Annotated in this window: 17 protein-coding genes and 2 tRNA genes; 2 read left to right on the top strand and 17 right to left on the bottom strand. The window is 26.3% G+C overall.

Annotation, left to right across the window (positions count from 1 at the left end; all coding sequences use genetic code 11):
• Positions 1–2 precede the first annotated feature (2 nt).
• A complete protein-coding gene (locus BLBBGE_RS00155) occupies positions 3–920 on the top strand; it encodes a ribonuclease Z (protein ID WP_012840582.1) in 918 nt (305 codons plus the stop codon).
• Here BLBBGE_RS00155 and BLBBGE_RS00150 read toward each other — a convergent pair.
• Both BLBBGE_RS00150 and BLBBGE_RS00145 read right to left on the bottom strand, forming a co-directional pair.
• Complete coding sequence (locus tag BLBBGE_RS00150; RefSeq protein ID WP_012840581.1) at positions 911–2128, bottom strand: FtsX-like permease family protein; 1218 nt, start codon at positions 2126–2128, stop codon at positions 911–913. The genes BLBBGE_RS00155 and BLBBGE_RS00150 overlap by 10 nt on opposite strands.
• Positions 2129–2132: 4 nt before the next feature.
• A complete protein-coding gene (locus tag BLBBGE_RS00145; protein ID WP_012840580.1) occupies positions 2133–2453 on the bottom strand; it encodes a ribosome-binding factor A in 321 nt (106 codons plus the stop codon).
• A gap of 103 nt (positions 2454–2556) precedes the next feature.
• Between BLBBGE_RS00145 and BLBBGE_RS00140 the strand changes: the two genes are divergently transcribed.
• Positions 2557–2630: transfer RNA gene (locus BLBBGE_RS00140), tRNA-Ile, on the top strand.
• A gap of 8 nt (positions 2631–2638) precedes the next feature.
• Here BLBBGE_RS00140 and BLBBGE_RS00135 read toward each other — a convergent pair.
• From BLBBGE_RS00135 to BLBBGE_RS00070, 15 genes are all read right to left on the bottom strand, one after another.
• Positions 2639–2713: transfer RNA gene (locus BLBBGE_RS00135), tRNA-Arg, on the bottom strand.
• Positions 2704–2976: a 50S ribosomal protein L27 gene (gene rpmA, locus BLBBGE_RS03160; protein WP_012840579.1), complete on the bottom strand. Its 273-nt coding sequence runs from the start codon at positions 2974–2976 to the stop codon at positions 2704–2706. The genes BLBBGE_RS00135 and rpmA overlap by 10 nt, the downstream gene beginning before the upstream one ends.
• 2 nt (positions 2977–2978) lie before the next feature.
• A complete protein-coding gene (gene rplU, locus BLBBGE_RS00130) occupies positions 2979–3308 on the bottom strand; it encodes a 50S ribosomal protein L21 (protein ID WP_012840578.1) in 330 nt (109 codons plus the stop codon).
• A gap of 7 nt (positions 3309–3315) precedes the next feature.
• Positions 3316–4554: a SufS family cysteine desulfurase gene (locus tag BLBBGE_RS00125; RefSeq protein WP_012840577.1), complete on the bottom strand. Its 1239-nt coding sequence runs from the start codon at positions 4552–4554 to the stop codon at positions 3316–3318.
• A gap of 15 nt (positions 4555–4569) precedes the next feature.
• Positions 4570–5874 (bottom strand): Fe-S cluster assembly protein SufD, encoded by a 1305-nt coding sequence (gene sufD / locus BLBBGE_RS00120; protein WP_012840576.1) that lies wholly within the window; start codon positions 5872–5874, stop codon positions 4570–4572.
• A 10-nt stretch (positions 5875–5884) separates the two neighbouring features.
• The gene (gene sufC / locus BLBBGE_RS00115; protein WP_012840575.1) at positions 5885–6640 is read right to left on the bottom strand and encodes a Fe-S cluster assembly ATPase SufC; all 756 of its coding nucleotides are present in this window, start codon (positions 6638–6640) and stop codon (positions 5885–5887) included.
• Between the two features lie 13 nt (positions 6641–6653).
• A complete protein-coding gene (sufB, locus tag BLBBGE_RS00110; protein ID WP_012840574.1) occupies positions 6654–8099 on the bottom strand; it encodes a Fe-S cluster assembly protein SufB in 1446 nt (481 codons plus the stop codon).
• 6 nt (positions 8100–8105) lie between these two features.
• Complete coding sequence (locus BLBBGE_RS00105; RefSeq protein WP_012840573.1) at positions 8106–8435, bottom strand: iron-sulfur cluster assembly accessory protein; 330 nt, start codon at positions 8433–8435, stop codon at positions 8106–8108.
• A gap of 44 nt (positions 8436–8479) precedes the next feature.
• Complete coding sequence (locus BLBBGE_RS00100; protein WP_012840572.1) at positions 8480–9013, bottom strand: DUF192 domain-containing protein; 534 nt, start codon at positions 9011–9013, stop codon at positions 8480–8482.
• Positions 9010–9885 carry a prolipoprotein diacylglyceryl transferase gene (gene lgt / locus BLBBGE_RS00095; RefSeq protein WP_041936727.1) on the bottom strand — a complete coding sequence of 292 codons (876 nt, stop codon included), beginning with the start codon at positions 9883–9885 and terminating at the stop codon, positions 9010–9012. Before lgt ends, BLBBGE_RS00100 begins: the two co-directional genes overlap by 4 nt.
• A gap of 14 nt (positions 9886–9899) precedes the next feature.
• Complete coding sequence (gene yidD / locus BLBBGE_RS03155; RefSeq protein WP_012840570.1) at positions 9900–10124, bottom strand: membrane protein insertion efficiency factor YidD; 225 nt, start codon at positions 10122–10124, stop codon at positions 9900–9902.
• Complete coding sequence (locus BLBBGE_RS00085) at positions 10117–12396, bottom strand: aconitate hydratase (RefSeq protein ID WP_012840569.1); 2280 nt, start codon at positions 12394–12396, stop codon at positions 10117–10119. The genes yidD and BLBBGE_RS00085 overlap by 8 nt, the downstream gene beginning before the upstream one ends.
• 26 nt (positions 12397–12422) lie before the next feature.
• Complete coding sequence (locus tag BLBBGE_RS00080) at positions 12423–13244, bottom strand: alpha/beta fold hydrolase (protein ID WP_226989458.1); 822 nt, start codon at positions 13242–13244, stop codon at positions 12423–12425.
• On the bottom strand, positions 13204–13953 hold the full coding sequence (locus tag BLBBGE_RS00075; RefSeq protein WP_012840567.1) for a pyridoxine 5'-phosphate synthase: 750 nt from the start codon (positions 13951–13953) through the stop codon (positions 13204–13206). The genes BLBBGE_RS00080 and BLBBGE_RS00075 overlap by 41 nt, the downstream gene beginning before the upstream one ends.
• Positions 13954–13957: 4 nt before the next feature.
• The gene (locus BLBBGE_RS00070) at positions 13958–15232 is read right to left on the bottom strand and encodes a mechanosensitive ion channel family protein (protein WP_012840566.1); all 1275 of its coding nucleotides are present in this window, start codon (positions 15230–15232) and stop codon (positions 13958–13960) included.
• Between the last annotated feature and the right edge of the window lie 125 nt (positions 15233–15357).

Raw genomic sequence — 15357 nt, 5'->3', positions numbered from 1 at the left:
TAATGAAAAAACCTTCATTAACTATTTTGGGGTGCCACTCTTCTATACCAACAAATAAATTTCATCCCACTGCTCAAATATTGGAAATGAAAGGATTTTCCTTTCTAATTGATTGTGGAGAAGGTACACAAGTTCAATTAAGAAAAGCAAAAATCAAGTTCAACAAAATAATACATATATTTATATCTCATTTACATGGAGACCATTTTTTTGGGTTGATTGGATTATTATCTACATTTCATTTATTAGGAAGAGAGAAATCTGTCAGTATTTACGCTCCAAAAGGATTAAAAGAGATTATAGATATCCATTTTAAATGGTCTTATACTAGACTGAAGTACTGTATTTATCATATAGAATTATCATCTAACAAATTGGAAAAAATACTGGAAAATGAAAAAATAGAAGTTTTTTCTATTCCATTAAAACATAGAATTTATGCAAATGGATTTCTATTTAAAGAAAAACCTAGCGATAGAAAATTAAACATGGAAGAAATTCTAAAAATTCCTGATATAAAAATCGTAGATTACAAAAACCTTAAACTAGGAAAAGATTTTAAAACAAATGAAGGAAGAATCATACCAAATGAAAAATTAACGTTTGATCCTCCTAAAATATTGTCTTACGCTTTTTGTTCGGATACTTCTTTTTATCTTCCTATAATTGAACATATAAAATATGTAGATTTATTATATCATGAGTCTACTTTTTTAAAAACAGAAGAAAACAGAGCTATTAATACAGGACATTCTACAGCCAATCAAGCTGCTTATATAGCCAAAAAAGCTAAAGTCAAAAAATTATTATTAGGCCATTATTCAAATCGATTTACTAATATTAAAGCATTTGAAAAAGAAGCAAAAGAAATCTTTTTTAATGTAGAAGCATCAGAAGCTTTAAAAACATATTATTTATAATAATAACCTGAAATCAGGCTATTGATTCTTTTTGAAGAAAAAAAAGATAGGACAATTCCTATTCCAAAAATAATACTTGTAACTATACAAGAATCTATTATTGTTATTTTTATAGGAAAAGGTATTTTTCTTATCACTTTAACAATATGATATTTTTCTTGTATAAAAGACATTAGATAGGACAGACACAATCCACTGAAACATCCAAAAACAGTAATCAATAAACCAATATACAAAAAAATAGTTTTGATTCTGCATAAAGAAAAACCAATGCACCATAATGTAAAAAGTTCTTTGATTTTATCTAATTGTAAAATAAAAATAGCACTAAATAAATTGAATCCAGTAATAAATGTTATTAAACTAAATAAAAAATAGACAAATATTTTTTCTGTATTTATAACTTTATAAAAAGCTTTTTCTTTTTCTATTCGTGTTATTATATTAAATTTAGATCCAAATTTTTTCATAAGAATTTTTTTTACTTTATGAATATTAGCTTTTTTATGAATTTTTATTTCCAATGTTTGAATTCCCTTTTTTTTTATTATATTCTGAATTTCATATAAATTGCAAAATAAATATGCCATATCCATTTTTTGACTAAATTGAAATACACCTTTGATAGAAATTTTTTTTTTCATAAAAAATGGAATCAAAGTGTTCTTATCTTTTTTATATTTATAAGAGAAAAATAGAATTTGATCAGGTACACTTATCTGATTTCTAAATATCATTGGATTATAAAATCTTATAAAAGACAAGCCTACATATACATTTAAATAATCAGGATAGGAAATGTTTGTTAAATCTATCTTTTTGAATTGATTCATAACTTTTTCATATTCTGTATCCACTCCTTTTAAAGAAAGAAAATATTCTTGATTGTTATAATGTAAAAAAATTTTTTTCTCCATAGTTTTAGAAAAAGCTACAATTTCTTTTATAGATTTTATCTTGTTATTTATGTTTTCATCATAAATAAACAAATCCCCTTCATTAGAAGAAGAAATGAGAATATCCGGATAATGAATTTGATAAAATTTTTTATTCAAATTTTCTAATCCGGAAAAAACAAACAAAATTATAGATAGAGAAAATGTAGAAATATTAAGAGATAAAACAGACAAGAAAACAATAATATTTACAATGTTAGTTTTCTTTTTAGAAAAAAAATAGCGTATAGCTATATAAAATTCTGTTTTCAAAAATTTAATCTTTTATTAAAGCACAAAAATCTAATTTCGGTATTTTTTTTACACGATATCTAAGTCTTTGAGAAAGTAATTTCCTATAAAATCCAGATTTAGAACGTATAAACTCTAAAATTTTTTTATTGAAAGAAGGATAAATACTGATATATACTTTCATGAAATTCATATCAGTGTTTATACATACTTTAATCAAAGTAACCAAAAATTTTTCGTTATTTTTATTTCTCTTATTTCTAATTTCCTCATTAAGAATTTCTGCTATTTCTATAGAAAACATTGAAGATAATTTTTCATTTCTAATAAAGTTCATTTCTTTCATGAATTGAATAAATTTTTATGAAAATCACAAATGATATGAAAAAAACTTACAAAAAATTTGTAATAGGAAAAATAATGTTGTAAACTTGCAACAGTCATAGACTGGTCCCATAGCTCAGTTGGTTAGAGCACCTGACTCATAATCAGGGAGTCGCTGGTTCAAATCCAGCTGGGACCATTTTTTTGCAACCGGGGAGGGATTCGAACCCACAACTTACAGTTTAGGAAACTGTTGTTCTATCCTAATTGAACTACCCAGTCTTATTTTTTTTTTCTAGATATAACAGAAACAACCGATCTATTTTTTTTGTTTTCTTGAAATGAACATATCCACTTTTTGTAGCATATAAAGTATGATCTTTTCCTATTCCTACATTTCTTCCAGGATGATGTTTAGTACCACGCTGACGAACTATTATATTTCCAGAATTGACATACTGACTACCATATATTTTAACTCCTAATCTTCTTCCTATTGAATCTCTTCCATTTCTAGAACTTCCTGAACCTTTTTTATGAGCCATTTTTAATTACTGTTTTTTTCTTTAAAAGAAATTACTTTTATTTTTGAATAAATAGGTCTAAATCCATTTCTGACTTGATATCCTTTTCTTCTTTTCTTTTTGAAAATAACAATCTTTTTACCTTTTATATGTTGCAATATTTCTACTTGAACGCTTATGTTTTCTAAAAAAGGATTTCCTAAAAAAAGAATTCCTTTGTTAAAAAACATAAAAACTTGGGTTAACAATATTGTGTCTCCCAAATTTACAGAAGTAATATGAGGAACATAAACATATTTATTTTCAAAAAGTTTGAATTGTTTTCCTTGTATATTTACAATAGCGTAAGTCATAAAAATTTTAATACTTTAATAATAATTTTTTTGCTTTTAAAATACTTTCAAAGAAATAATCTATTTCTTTGAAAGTATTGTACACAGAAAAACTAGCACGAATCATCCCTGATGTTTTAAAAAAATTCATTAAGGGTTGTGCACACAAATGTCCAGTACGAACAGAAACTCCTAAACGATCTAAAACACTGCCAACATCAAAACAATGTAATTGATTTAAATTGAAAGAAATAATACTAGATTTTTGAGAAAAATCTTTGACTTCTCCATACAATTGAATTCCATCTATAGAACTTAAACATTGAATTGCATATGATAAAAGTTTTTCTTTGTAAGATTGTATATTTGATAAACCGATTTTTTCTACAAAATCTATAGCAGATCCCCATACAACAATTCCTTCTATATTTGGAGTCCCTGCCTCGAATTTAAAAGGCAAATCTGAATAAGTTGTTTTTTCAAAACTGACACTGTTAATCATTTCTCCTCCAAATTGATAAGGAGGAAGAGTTTCCAATATTTCTTTTTTTCCATATAATACTCCAACTCCAGTCGGACCATACATTTTATGCGCAGAAAAAACATAAAAATCTGCATTTAAATCTTGCATATTCAAATATAAATTAGAAGGGACTTGAGCTCCATCAATAAGAACCCATGCGTCATATTCATGAGATTTGTCAATAATATATTTTATAGGATTAATTATTCCGAGAACATTAGAAATATGACTAATAGATACTATTTTTGTTTTCTTTGAAATCATAAATTCAAAATCCCTTAATTTCAAAAAACCGTTTTTATAAATAGGAATTATTTTTAAAATAGCACCTTTTTTTTCACAAAGAATTTGCCAAGGAACAATATTTGAATGATGTTCAGTCCACGAAATAATAATTTCATCTCCTTTTCTGATCAAAGAACTAATACTAGAAGCTACTAAGTTAATGGATTCGGTAGTTCCTTTTGTAAAAACAATTTCTGAAGAATATTTTGCATGAATAAATTTCTGAATTTTTTTTCTTGTATTTTCCACTTGAATTGTAGCTTCTTGACTAAGATAATGTAATCCACGATGAACATTAGCATTCATCATAGAATAATAATTTTGGGTAGCTTGAATAACTTGTATAGGTTTTTGAGTAGTTGCTGCGTTATCTATATAAACCAAAGGATTTGAATAAATCTTTTTTTTTAAAATTGGAAATTGATTTCTTATTTTCTGTATTTCTTCTTCTGAAAACATATTAGATTATAAATATTATAAGTGTTGATTTAATTTTTTCTTCATTTTTTGATAGATTAATTTTTTCAATTCAAAAATATGAATAAAGTTTAATATTTCTTCCAAAAAAGAGAATAACAATAATATTTTTCCATTTCTTTCAGAAATACCTCTTGATTGAAGGTAAAATAACTCTTCTTCTTGAAGATTTCCTATAGTACACCCATGTGAACATTTCACATCTTCAGAATAAATTTCTAGTTGTGGCTTAGTATACATACATGCTTCATCAGAAAGAAGAATGTTACTATTTCTTTGAAAAGCATTTATCCCTTTAATACATTCATTAACAATTATTTTTCCATTAAAAATTCCCTTAGATTGATCAAATAAAATATTTTTATATAATTGATAACTATAAGCATTGGAATAAAAATGATCTATCAAAGTGTGATGATCTACAAGTTGTTTTTCTGATAAAAGAGAAATTCCATATAAATAAGAAGAAGTTTTTTCTCCCCTGGAATAAAATTTCAAATTATTTCTAATAAAATTTCCTTGAAAAGAAAAAGTCCAAACAGAACATTGACTATGTTTTTTTTGTTTTAAAAATGTATTATCTATTATAAATGTTTCATCCGAATTGTCTTGTACCTTATAATAATCAATTCGACTATAGTTTGAAGCATAAATTTCACTGACTGAATTTATGAAAGCTAAATGTTTTTTTAAAGACTTATGATGTTCAATTATTTTTACATCAGAACGTTCGCCTACTACAATTAAATTTCTAGAGTTCAACATAATTCTTCCAGACTCTAACCCAGTAGAAATATGTAATATTTCTATCGGTCGTTCTAAAACTATGTTATCAGGTATATAAATATAGACTCCATCTTTTGAAAAAAGAGTATTTAAAGTGTAAAAAACATCATATTGATAAGACAATTTTCCATAATAATTTTTAATTTCATTTTCTTTTTGCGAAGCTATATTTGATAATATAACATGATTTTTTACTCCAAATAATTGAGAAAGAAAGGAATTATATTTACCATCTATAAAAATAAAAAGAAAAGATTCTTTTAAAAAAAGAAACTCTTTGATCTTTTTATATTCTATATGTTTTATTTTTTCTTTTTCACAAAGAATATGATAATCTTGATTTATAATTGGATTTATGTCAGTATTTTTCCACTCTTCATTTTCAGAAAAAGAAGGAAAACCTTTTTTTTTAAAAAGATTAATATGTTTTTGTTGCAAAAAAGAGATATAAGAATTTTCTTCTTTTTTGGAATAATATTTATCGATTAATGAAATTATTTTTTCTTTTAACTGCATTCAATTAAAATTATAACATTTTTGTTTTAGCTATCCAATCATATCCCTCTTTTTCTAGTTTTTCGGATAATTTTTTATCTCCTGATTGAATAATTTTTCCATTATATAAAATATGTACAATATAATCTGAAAGAATATGATCTAATAATCTCTTATAATGAGTAATAATTAAAATAGAATTTTTTTTGTTTCGAAAAGCATTAATTCCCTGAGAAACTACACGTAAAGCATCTATATCTAAACCTGAATCTACTTCATCTAAAATGGATAATAAAGGATTTAACATCATCATTTGAAATATTTCATTCCTTTTTTTTTCTCCTCCTGAAAATCCTTCATTCAAAGAACGATAAATAAAATCATTTTCAATGTTTAATCTAGAAGATGTATTTTTTATTTTGAATAATATTTCTTTGGCAGACATTTTATTCAAATTTCTTTCTTTTCGAATGGAATTTATAGCTGTTTTTATAAAATTAATGATTGAAATTCCTGGTATTTCTATTGGATGTTGAAAAGAAAGAAAAATTCCTAAATGGGCACGTTCTTCTGGAGAAAAATTTACTAAATTTTTATTCAAAAAATAAATTTCTCCTTCAGTTATATGATACTCTTTTTTTCCAGCTATTATAGAAGCAAGAGTACTTTTACCAGAACCGTTAGGCCCCATTATCACATGAGTTTCTCCCGTTTTTATCTCCAAATTAATCCCTTGAAGAACTCTTTTATCTTCTATAGATACATGCAAATTTTTTATACTTAACATAATTGTTTTAATGTTATCCAACAGATCCTTCTAAAGATATTTCCAAAAGTTTTTGAGCTTCTACCGCAAATTCCATAGGTAATTTTTTTAAAATTTCACGGCTAAAACCATGAACTATTAAAGAAATAGCTTTTTCCGTATTAATTCCTCTTTGATTGCAATAAAAAATTTGTTCTTCTCCTATTTTTGAGGTGGTTGCTTCATGTTCGACTTGAGATGTAGAATTATTGGAGACATGAATGTATGGAAAAGTATGGGCCCCACACTGATCTCCTATTAATAAAGAATCACATTGAGAAAAATTTCTAGAATGAATGGCTTGAGGGGATATTTTCACTAATCCTCTGTAATTATTCTGAGCTTTCCCTGCAGATATTCCTTTTGATATAATTACACTTTTTGTATATTTACCAATATGGATCATTTTAGTCCCCGTATCTGCTTGTTGAAAATCTTTAGTTAAAGCTAAAGAATAAAACTTTCCCATAGAAAAATCTCCTTTTAAAATGCAAGACGGATATTTCCAGGTAATAGAAGAACCTGTTTCGACTTGTATCCAAGATATTTTGGCTTTTTTTTCACATAATCCACGTTTTGTTACAAAATTAAAAACTCCTCCTTCTCCTTGTTTATTACCAGGAAACCAATTTTGAACGGTAGAATATTTGACTTCAGAATTTTCCAAAGCTATAATTTCTACTACAGCTGCGTGTAATTGATTTTCTTTTCTTTGTGAAGCTGTACATCCTTCCAAATAACTAACATAAGAATCTTTATCTGCAATAATCAAAGTTCTTTCAAATTGACCTGTTCCATTTTCGTTAATCCGAAAATATGTTGATAGTTCCATAGGACAACGAACTCCTTTGGGGATATAACAAAAAGAACCATCTGAAAAAACAGCTGAATTAAGTGCTGCATAAAAATTATCCGTTTTTGATACAACTGAACCTAAATATTTTCTAACTATATCTGGATATTTTTTTAAAGCATCATTAATAGAACAAAATATAATTCCTTTTTCTTCCAATTTTTTTTGAAATGTAGTAGTTAAAGAAACAGAATCTAATACGATATCTGTTGCTATTCCTGAAAAATTTTTTCTTTCTTCTATAGGAACTCCTAGTTTTTCAAATGTATTTATTAATTCTGTATCTACTTCTTCTAACTTATTTAAATTTATTTTTTTTTTAGGAGCAGAATAATAACTGATTTCTTGAAATTTTGGAACATTATATCTTATATTTGCCCATTTTGGAGATTCCATTTTTTTCCATATATGATAGGATTCTAATCTCCAGTCTAACATCCATGTTGGTTCATTTTTTTTTTCTGTTATTAGACGAATAACATCCTCATTTAATCCCATTGGAATTTTATCTGATTCTATTGGAGTATAGAATCCATATTTATACTCAGAATCAGTAAAATTTTCTAGTATTTTTCTGTTTTTTTTCATTATAATTTATGATGAAAAACTTTTTCCACATCCACAAGTATGTTTTGCATTAGGATTTTTAAAATAAAATCCTTTTCCGTTTAACCCATCTGAGTATTCCAATGTTGTTCCTTCCAAATAAGGAATACTATTTTGATCTACCAATATTTTCATTTCCTGATGCTGAAAAAATCTATCTCCTTTTTGTTTTTCTTGATCAAAAGTTAGTTCATATGACATTCCTGAACATCCTCCATTTTTAACACCAAACCTTACAAAAGAAACATTATGAGAAAGACCTTCCTCTTTCATAAGAGAAATCAATTTATTTTTAGCTTTTTCAGATATAAAAACCATAATATTTACAATTTTAAAGTTAAAAACAAAGATATATAATCAAATCAATTTTCATTTTTTTCATTTAAAAACCAAGTAATTTTTGTAATTCCTTCTTTTATTTTCCATTTGTCCGACATTCCAGCATTAATTTCTAAAATATATTTTATTGTAGAAGGTAAATCAATTATTTCAAGTTCTCTCATAGGACTAACACACTTATTCACAAAAATAATAGTATCAAATTGATTTATATAAATGATGTCTAAAGGAATTCTCATATTTTTCATATCCATTTTCTTATATTCTTCTTGATCCTTTAACAAAAACAACATTCCTCTATTTTCTTTCAAAAAAGATCTATATTTTAATCCATTTCTTTTTTCAGTATCACTGTAGGCTAGTTCTATATCTATTTTTTTTAGAATTGAATTTTTATTTTTCATATATAATTCTCCATGTTTAATAAATTTGATTTCCAATAGATTTCCTATATCTGAATCTAAAACAAAATGAAAATCATTTTTTTCAGAATCAGAAGAAGAAAAAAGAATCAAAAAAAATAAAATTATTGGAAAAATAACATTCATTTTTTTCATAATGAAAAAAAATATTTTCTAATCTTTAATAGGTTTAAAAGAAATAACCCAAAAATAATAAAAGGAATACTGAGCCATTGTCCTGTATTTAAAGATAAAAAATTAAAAATTTCTTCTCCTTGTGGTTCTTTTAAAAATTCTAATATAAAACGTGTAGACCAAAGAAAAGTGAAAAATATTCCAGATAAAAATCCATTATCAATCTGTTTTCCTTTATTATATAAATACCATAAAAATAAAAAAATAAACAGATAACTAATCGATTCATATATTTGTGCAGGATGTCTAGGGACTATTTCTCCATATTCTGTATCCATTTGTACAAATTTAACACCCCATGGTAAGTTTGTATTACATGGTTTTCCCACTATTTCAGAATTAAAAAAGTTTCCTATTCTAATAAAAACAGCGGATAAAGACACAGCTATGCATAACCTATCACATATCCAAATAAAAGATTTTTTAAGTATTTTTCTACTATAAAAAAAACTGGAGAAAATGATTCCTATAGTGGCACCATGACTCGATAATCCTCTATAACCGATAAATTCATAGCCTTTTATCAAACCTAATAAAGAATGATGATTGCTTTCTCTTACAGGAAAGAATGCTTCAATCCAATGATCCGAAAAATATGAAAAATCATAAAAGAAAACTTGTCCTAATCTTGCCCCTAAAAGAGTTCCAAAAAAAGTGCATATCAACAAAGGATCCAAATATTTTTGATGTATTTTTTCATTCTTATAAATAAACTTCATAATACACCAACCTAATAAAAAAGAAATGATAAACATTAGACTATAAATATGAATAGAAAAGCCTTGCCATAAATAAAATTTATGAACAGGATCCCAATTAATATATTCTAACATTTTCATAAAAAAAATTAAATTATGGGAGGATCAAAACCTGAATCTCCCCAAGGATTGCATTTTATAATTCTCTTAAAACTCATGGAAATAGCTTTAAAAATGTTATATTCCTTTAAAGATTGAATCATATAATCTGAACAAGTAGGAATGTATCTACAGTTGTTTCCTATCCATGGAGATATTCCCATTTTGTAGAATTGAATACTTTTTATAAAAAAAATTTTATAATTTTCATGCAATATGAATATTATGAATATTTTTAATAAAATTTAAAGAAGAACCAGCTTTAAACCATTCAATTTGCCTTTCATTATAAGAATGTTGAACTATGATTTTTTCTTTTTCTCCATTATAATGAATTAATTCTACATTTATATTTCTTTTTGGACTAATATTTTTTATATAAAAATGAAAAAAATCTTCTTCTTGTATTTTTTGATAATCAGAACGGTTTATAAATGTTAGAGCTAAAATTCCTTGTTTTTTTAAATTTGTTTCATGTATCCTGGAAAATGATTTTGCAAGAACAACACGAATTCCTAAAAAACGAGGTTCCATTGCTGCATGTTCTCTAGAAGAACCTTCTCCATAATTTTCTTCACCTACAATCAAAGTAGATATATTTCTTGATTTATAAAATTTTGCTATATCAGAAACTTTTCCATAATCTCCTGTTATAACATTTTTTATTTTGTTTCTTTTATGATTAAAAGCATTCACTGCTCCCATTAATAAATTTTCAGAAATTTTTTCTAGATGCCCTCTATATTTTAACCAAGGACCAGCCATTGAAATATGATCTGTAGTACATTTTCCTTCAGTTTTTATCAAAAGTCTTACGTTTAGCAAGTCCTTCCTATTCCATTCTGAAAATGAAGATAAAACCTGTAATCTTTTCGAATTTTTTTTTATAATTACAGATAATTTTTTTCTATCTCTTGAAGAAGATTCATATCCTAATTCTTCTAGATTGAATTTTTTTTGAAAAAGGTCCATAGTTTTAGGTTCTTCGAATTTCACATATTCTCCCTTATCGTTTTTTAAAGTATCCTTTCTGGGGTCAAAAGTTAAATCTCCAGAGAAAACTAAAGCAGTAACAATTTCTGGAGAAGCTATGAAAGCATGTGTTTTTGGATTTCCATCATTACGAGATGAAAAATTCCTATTAAAAGAGTGAAGAATAGTATTTTTTACATTATTTTTATCACTATTTCTAAACCATTGACCAATACAAGGTCCACAAGCATTAGAAAATATTTTAGCTCCAACATTTTTAAAGTCGGAAATAAACCCCTTTTCTTTTATTAAAGAGTAAACTTGTTTTGATCCTGGTGTAACGAAATATTCGGAATGAATTTTTAAATTTTTATTTTTTGCCTGTTGTACAATAGAGATAGCTTTTGATAAATCTTCAAAAGAAGAATTTGTACATGAACCAATTAGTCCAACTTCTATATTAGTAGGCCAATTATTTTTGGCCGCTTCTTCTTTCATTTTAGAAATAGGAGTAGCTTTATCAGGAGTAAAGGGCCCATTTATATGTGGTTCTAAAACATTTAGGTTTATTTCTATTACTTGATCATAATAATTCCATGGATTTTTATGAACTTCCATATCTGCTTTCAAAAAATTTTTTATTTTTTCAGCCATCATAGAAACTTTTTCTCTTCCATTTTTCTCCAAAAAATCTTTCATCTTAATATCATAAGGGAATAAAGATGCTGTTGCTCCAATTTCTGCTCCCATGTTACATATAGTCGCTTTTCCAACACAAGAAATATGATTCGCTCCTTCTCCAAAATATTCAATAATATGATTTTTAGCTCCTGATACTCCAATCATGCCAGCTAATTTTAAGATTATATCCTTGGGAGATGTCCATCCATTTATTTTTCCTTTTAAATGAACTCCAATTATCTTTGGAAATTTAAATTCTAAAAAATAACCAGACATAACTTCTGCAGCATCCGCTCCTCCTACTCCTATTCCTAACATTCCTAAACCTCCTGCATTAGGAGTATGAGAATCAGTTCCTATAATCATACCTCCAGGAAAAGCATAATTTTCTAAAATCACTTGATGAATAATCCCTGATCCAGGCCCCCAAAAACCTATTCCATATTTATGTGATGCTGATTTTAAGAAATCATAAATTTCTTTATTTTCTTTTATGGCATTTTCTAAGTCTATCTCAGATCCATTTTTGGCATATATCAAATGATCACAATGAACAGTAGTGGGAAGGAATGTTTTACATTTTTTAGTTTGCATAAACTGGAGCAATGTCATTTGAGCCGTAGCGTCTTGCATAGCAAGACGATCTGGGAAAAAATTCATGTAACATTTATTTCTTTTATTTTTTTTGAATTGAAAATCTATTTCTTCTAATAAATGAGAATATAAAATTTTCTCTGAATAAGTCAAAGGATGATCTATTATATTTCTAATTTTTTCAACTCTAAATTGAAAATTAGAATAAAAATCTCGAATCTGATCAAGATCAAAAATCATAAAATTATTTTTAAGTGAATTGTAAATTAAACAAATTGTGTGACTTTATAGTAACTATGTTTTTTTAAAAAAATATTTATGTTTTTATAAAAATCTATCGGATTATCTATATGAATCCAATGTTTTGCTTTTTTGATCGTTAAAATTTTTGCTTTTGGAAACAAATTGAGAATAGAATCATAATCTTTGGGAAGAAGATAATTTGAATTTTCTCCACGTAAAAAAAGTGTAGGGCCATTGTACAAACCGTTTTCTATTTTTTGACGAATTAAACGATCATAATTTTTTTCAATTCCAAACAAAAAAAAACGAAAACAAAGTTTTCCATTTTTTTGTCTATGAGTACATTTAGAAAAAAATAATCGAGTTCCTGTATCAGGAATCCATGGTTTCAGAAACCCATCAAGATCTTTTCTTGTTTTGATAGTATCAAAATTGACTTTTTTTAAAACATGAATTAGATTTTCATGATCTTCATTGACATAAGCGCTAGGACTGATATCTACAATGATGATTTTTTTTGGGATAAAAGGATATTTGATAGAAAATTTCATTACAGCTCTTCCTCCCATAGAATGTCCTAATAATATAGGATCATTTAATTCGTAATAGAATATATAATTTAAAATGTCTTTTGATATGATATCATAATCCATTTCTTCCGAAAAAAAACTCATTCCGTGATTTCTAATGTCTATCAAATGAATTTGATAATTTTTTTCAAATTTTTTAGCAAAAGAATTCCAATTTTCTCCATTTCCAAATAATCCATGAAAAACCAAAATAGGGGGGCCTAGGCCAAAAATTTTAGAATGCAATATCATACGATCTGTTCCTTTGATATTCATGAATTCTTTTTAAATAACTTTGAATAGTGTTTTCTAATCCCATATATAGAGCTTCACTAATCAAAGCATGTCCTATAGATACTTCTGCTAGATTCGGTATTTTTTTTATCAAAAAAGAAATATTATCTAAATTCAAATCATGTCCAGCATTGACAAGCATATGATGAGTAATGGCCTCTTTCGCTGTTTTTATATAGGGGTTAATGCTATTCCATTCTTTTCTAGCATATCCAATAGAAAAATTTCCAGTGTATAATTCTATTCGGTCCGCCCCTGTTTTAGCTGCATATGCAACAAATTTTGGATTTGGATCTAAAAATATAGAAGTTCTAATTCCATGATTTTTTAATTTTTTTATTTTTTGAGTTAAAAAATTACAATGGGAAATTGTATTCCATCCTGAATTGGATGTGATAGCATCATCTTGATCAGGAACTAAAGTGACTTGATCTGGTTTTACATTCAGTACTAGTTCCATGAATTTATCAGTAGGCCTTCCTTCAATGTTTAATTCTGTTTTGATTACAGAATGAATATCGTAAACATCTTGATATGTTATGTGTCTTTCATCAGGACGTGGATGAATCGTTATACCTTGACATCCGAATTTTTGAACATCTATTGCTACCTGTAAAAGACTGGGAATATCCCCTCCTCTAGCATTTCTTAATGTAGCTATTTTATTTAAATTTACACTTAACTTTGTCATTTTATTAAAAAAATTCTTTTTTAGTGACTTGTGTTACTTCCAAATTAAACTCTTTAGCAGCTGTAAGCAAATGATCGAAAACACTTGCTTGTATTTGTTCGTATTTAATAGATTCAGAAGTATTTGTAAAACAATATAATTCAACAGGAAGACCATAGGGGGTCGGTTCTAAATGTCGAACCATAAGAGTTTCTGATTGTGAAATTCTGGGATGTTGATGTAAATATTCCAATGCATACTGACGGAACAACCCAATATTGGTTAATCTTCTTCCATTAAGATCTATGCGAATATCAACATTTTTTTCTTTATTGAAAAGATCTATTTCTTTTTGTTTTTTATGAATATAATTTTTAATCAAATAAACATGTTGAAATTTTTTTAATTTTTCTGAGTTGCAAAAATGAAAAGATTGTATATTAAATAATATAGATCTTTTTATCCTACGTATGTTCTTTTGACGCATAACTTCAAAATTAGTTACAGCAGTAGAAATTAAATCATAAGTGGGAACACTGGTTATAGTTTTATCAAAATTCTCGATTTTTGCAGAAGTCAAATTGATTTCAATAACTGTACCTTCTATACTGTATTTTGAAATTCCTATCCAATCACCTACTTTTATCATTTTAGTAGATGCCATTTGCACCCCAGAAACAAATCCAAGAATTGTATCCCTAAAAACTAATATAACAATGGCTGTAATAGCTCCTAAACTAGTAAGTACAGTGATTAAATCATTTTTTGTAAGAATAGCAATGATAACTAGAACGCAAAATATAATGGATATGATTTTCAGTAATTGTGAAAAAGAGCGAACAGCTATTGTTTGGTGATTGTTTTCACTTGTAGCTATTCTCATAATGGAATTAACGACTCTAATTAGAAATTGCAAAACAATTAAAACAAATAATATGTCGAATATTTTTTCTAAATAAATGACGATTGTATGAGAACTTTTAAAAAAAGGTTCAATCAACAAAAACCCAATAGATAAAGGAAAAAAATGTGCTAAACTATCAAAAACTTTGTTTTCATATAAAATGTTATCCCAAACAAAATGAGTAGAACTCACAATTCTTCTTCCTATAAAACGGACTCCTCTATTGAAAATAAATTCTAAAATTATTAGTAATACAGTAAAAAATAACGTTTTTCCAATTATAATAAGAGTTATGTACCCCCATTTTTTAAAGTCGAAATTATGATAAAATTCATAAATTACTTGAATTTGAAAAATTTTTGATAATATTTTTTCAATGAAAATTTTATAACACATAAACAAAATTCTTCTTCAGTTTTTTTTCAAAAATTTTATTTTTCTTTCCTATGTTTTGCTAGATTGAATAATATAATAGATATTGAATTTATTTCTCGTGAAAGATAAAAATTTTGATTCAATTT

This window comes from Blattabacterium sp. (Blattella germanica) str. Bge (genome assembly GCF_000022605.2).
In the GTDB taxonomy this organism is placed as follows: Bacteria; Bacteroidota; Bacteroidia; order Flavobacteriales; family Blattabacteriaceae; genus Blattabacterium.
This window is presented reverse-complemented; position numbering and strand designations above follow the sequence as displayed.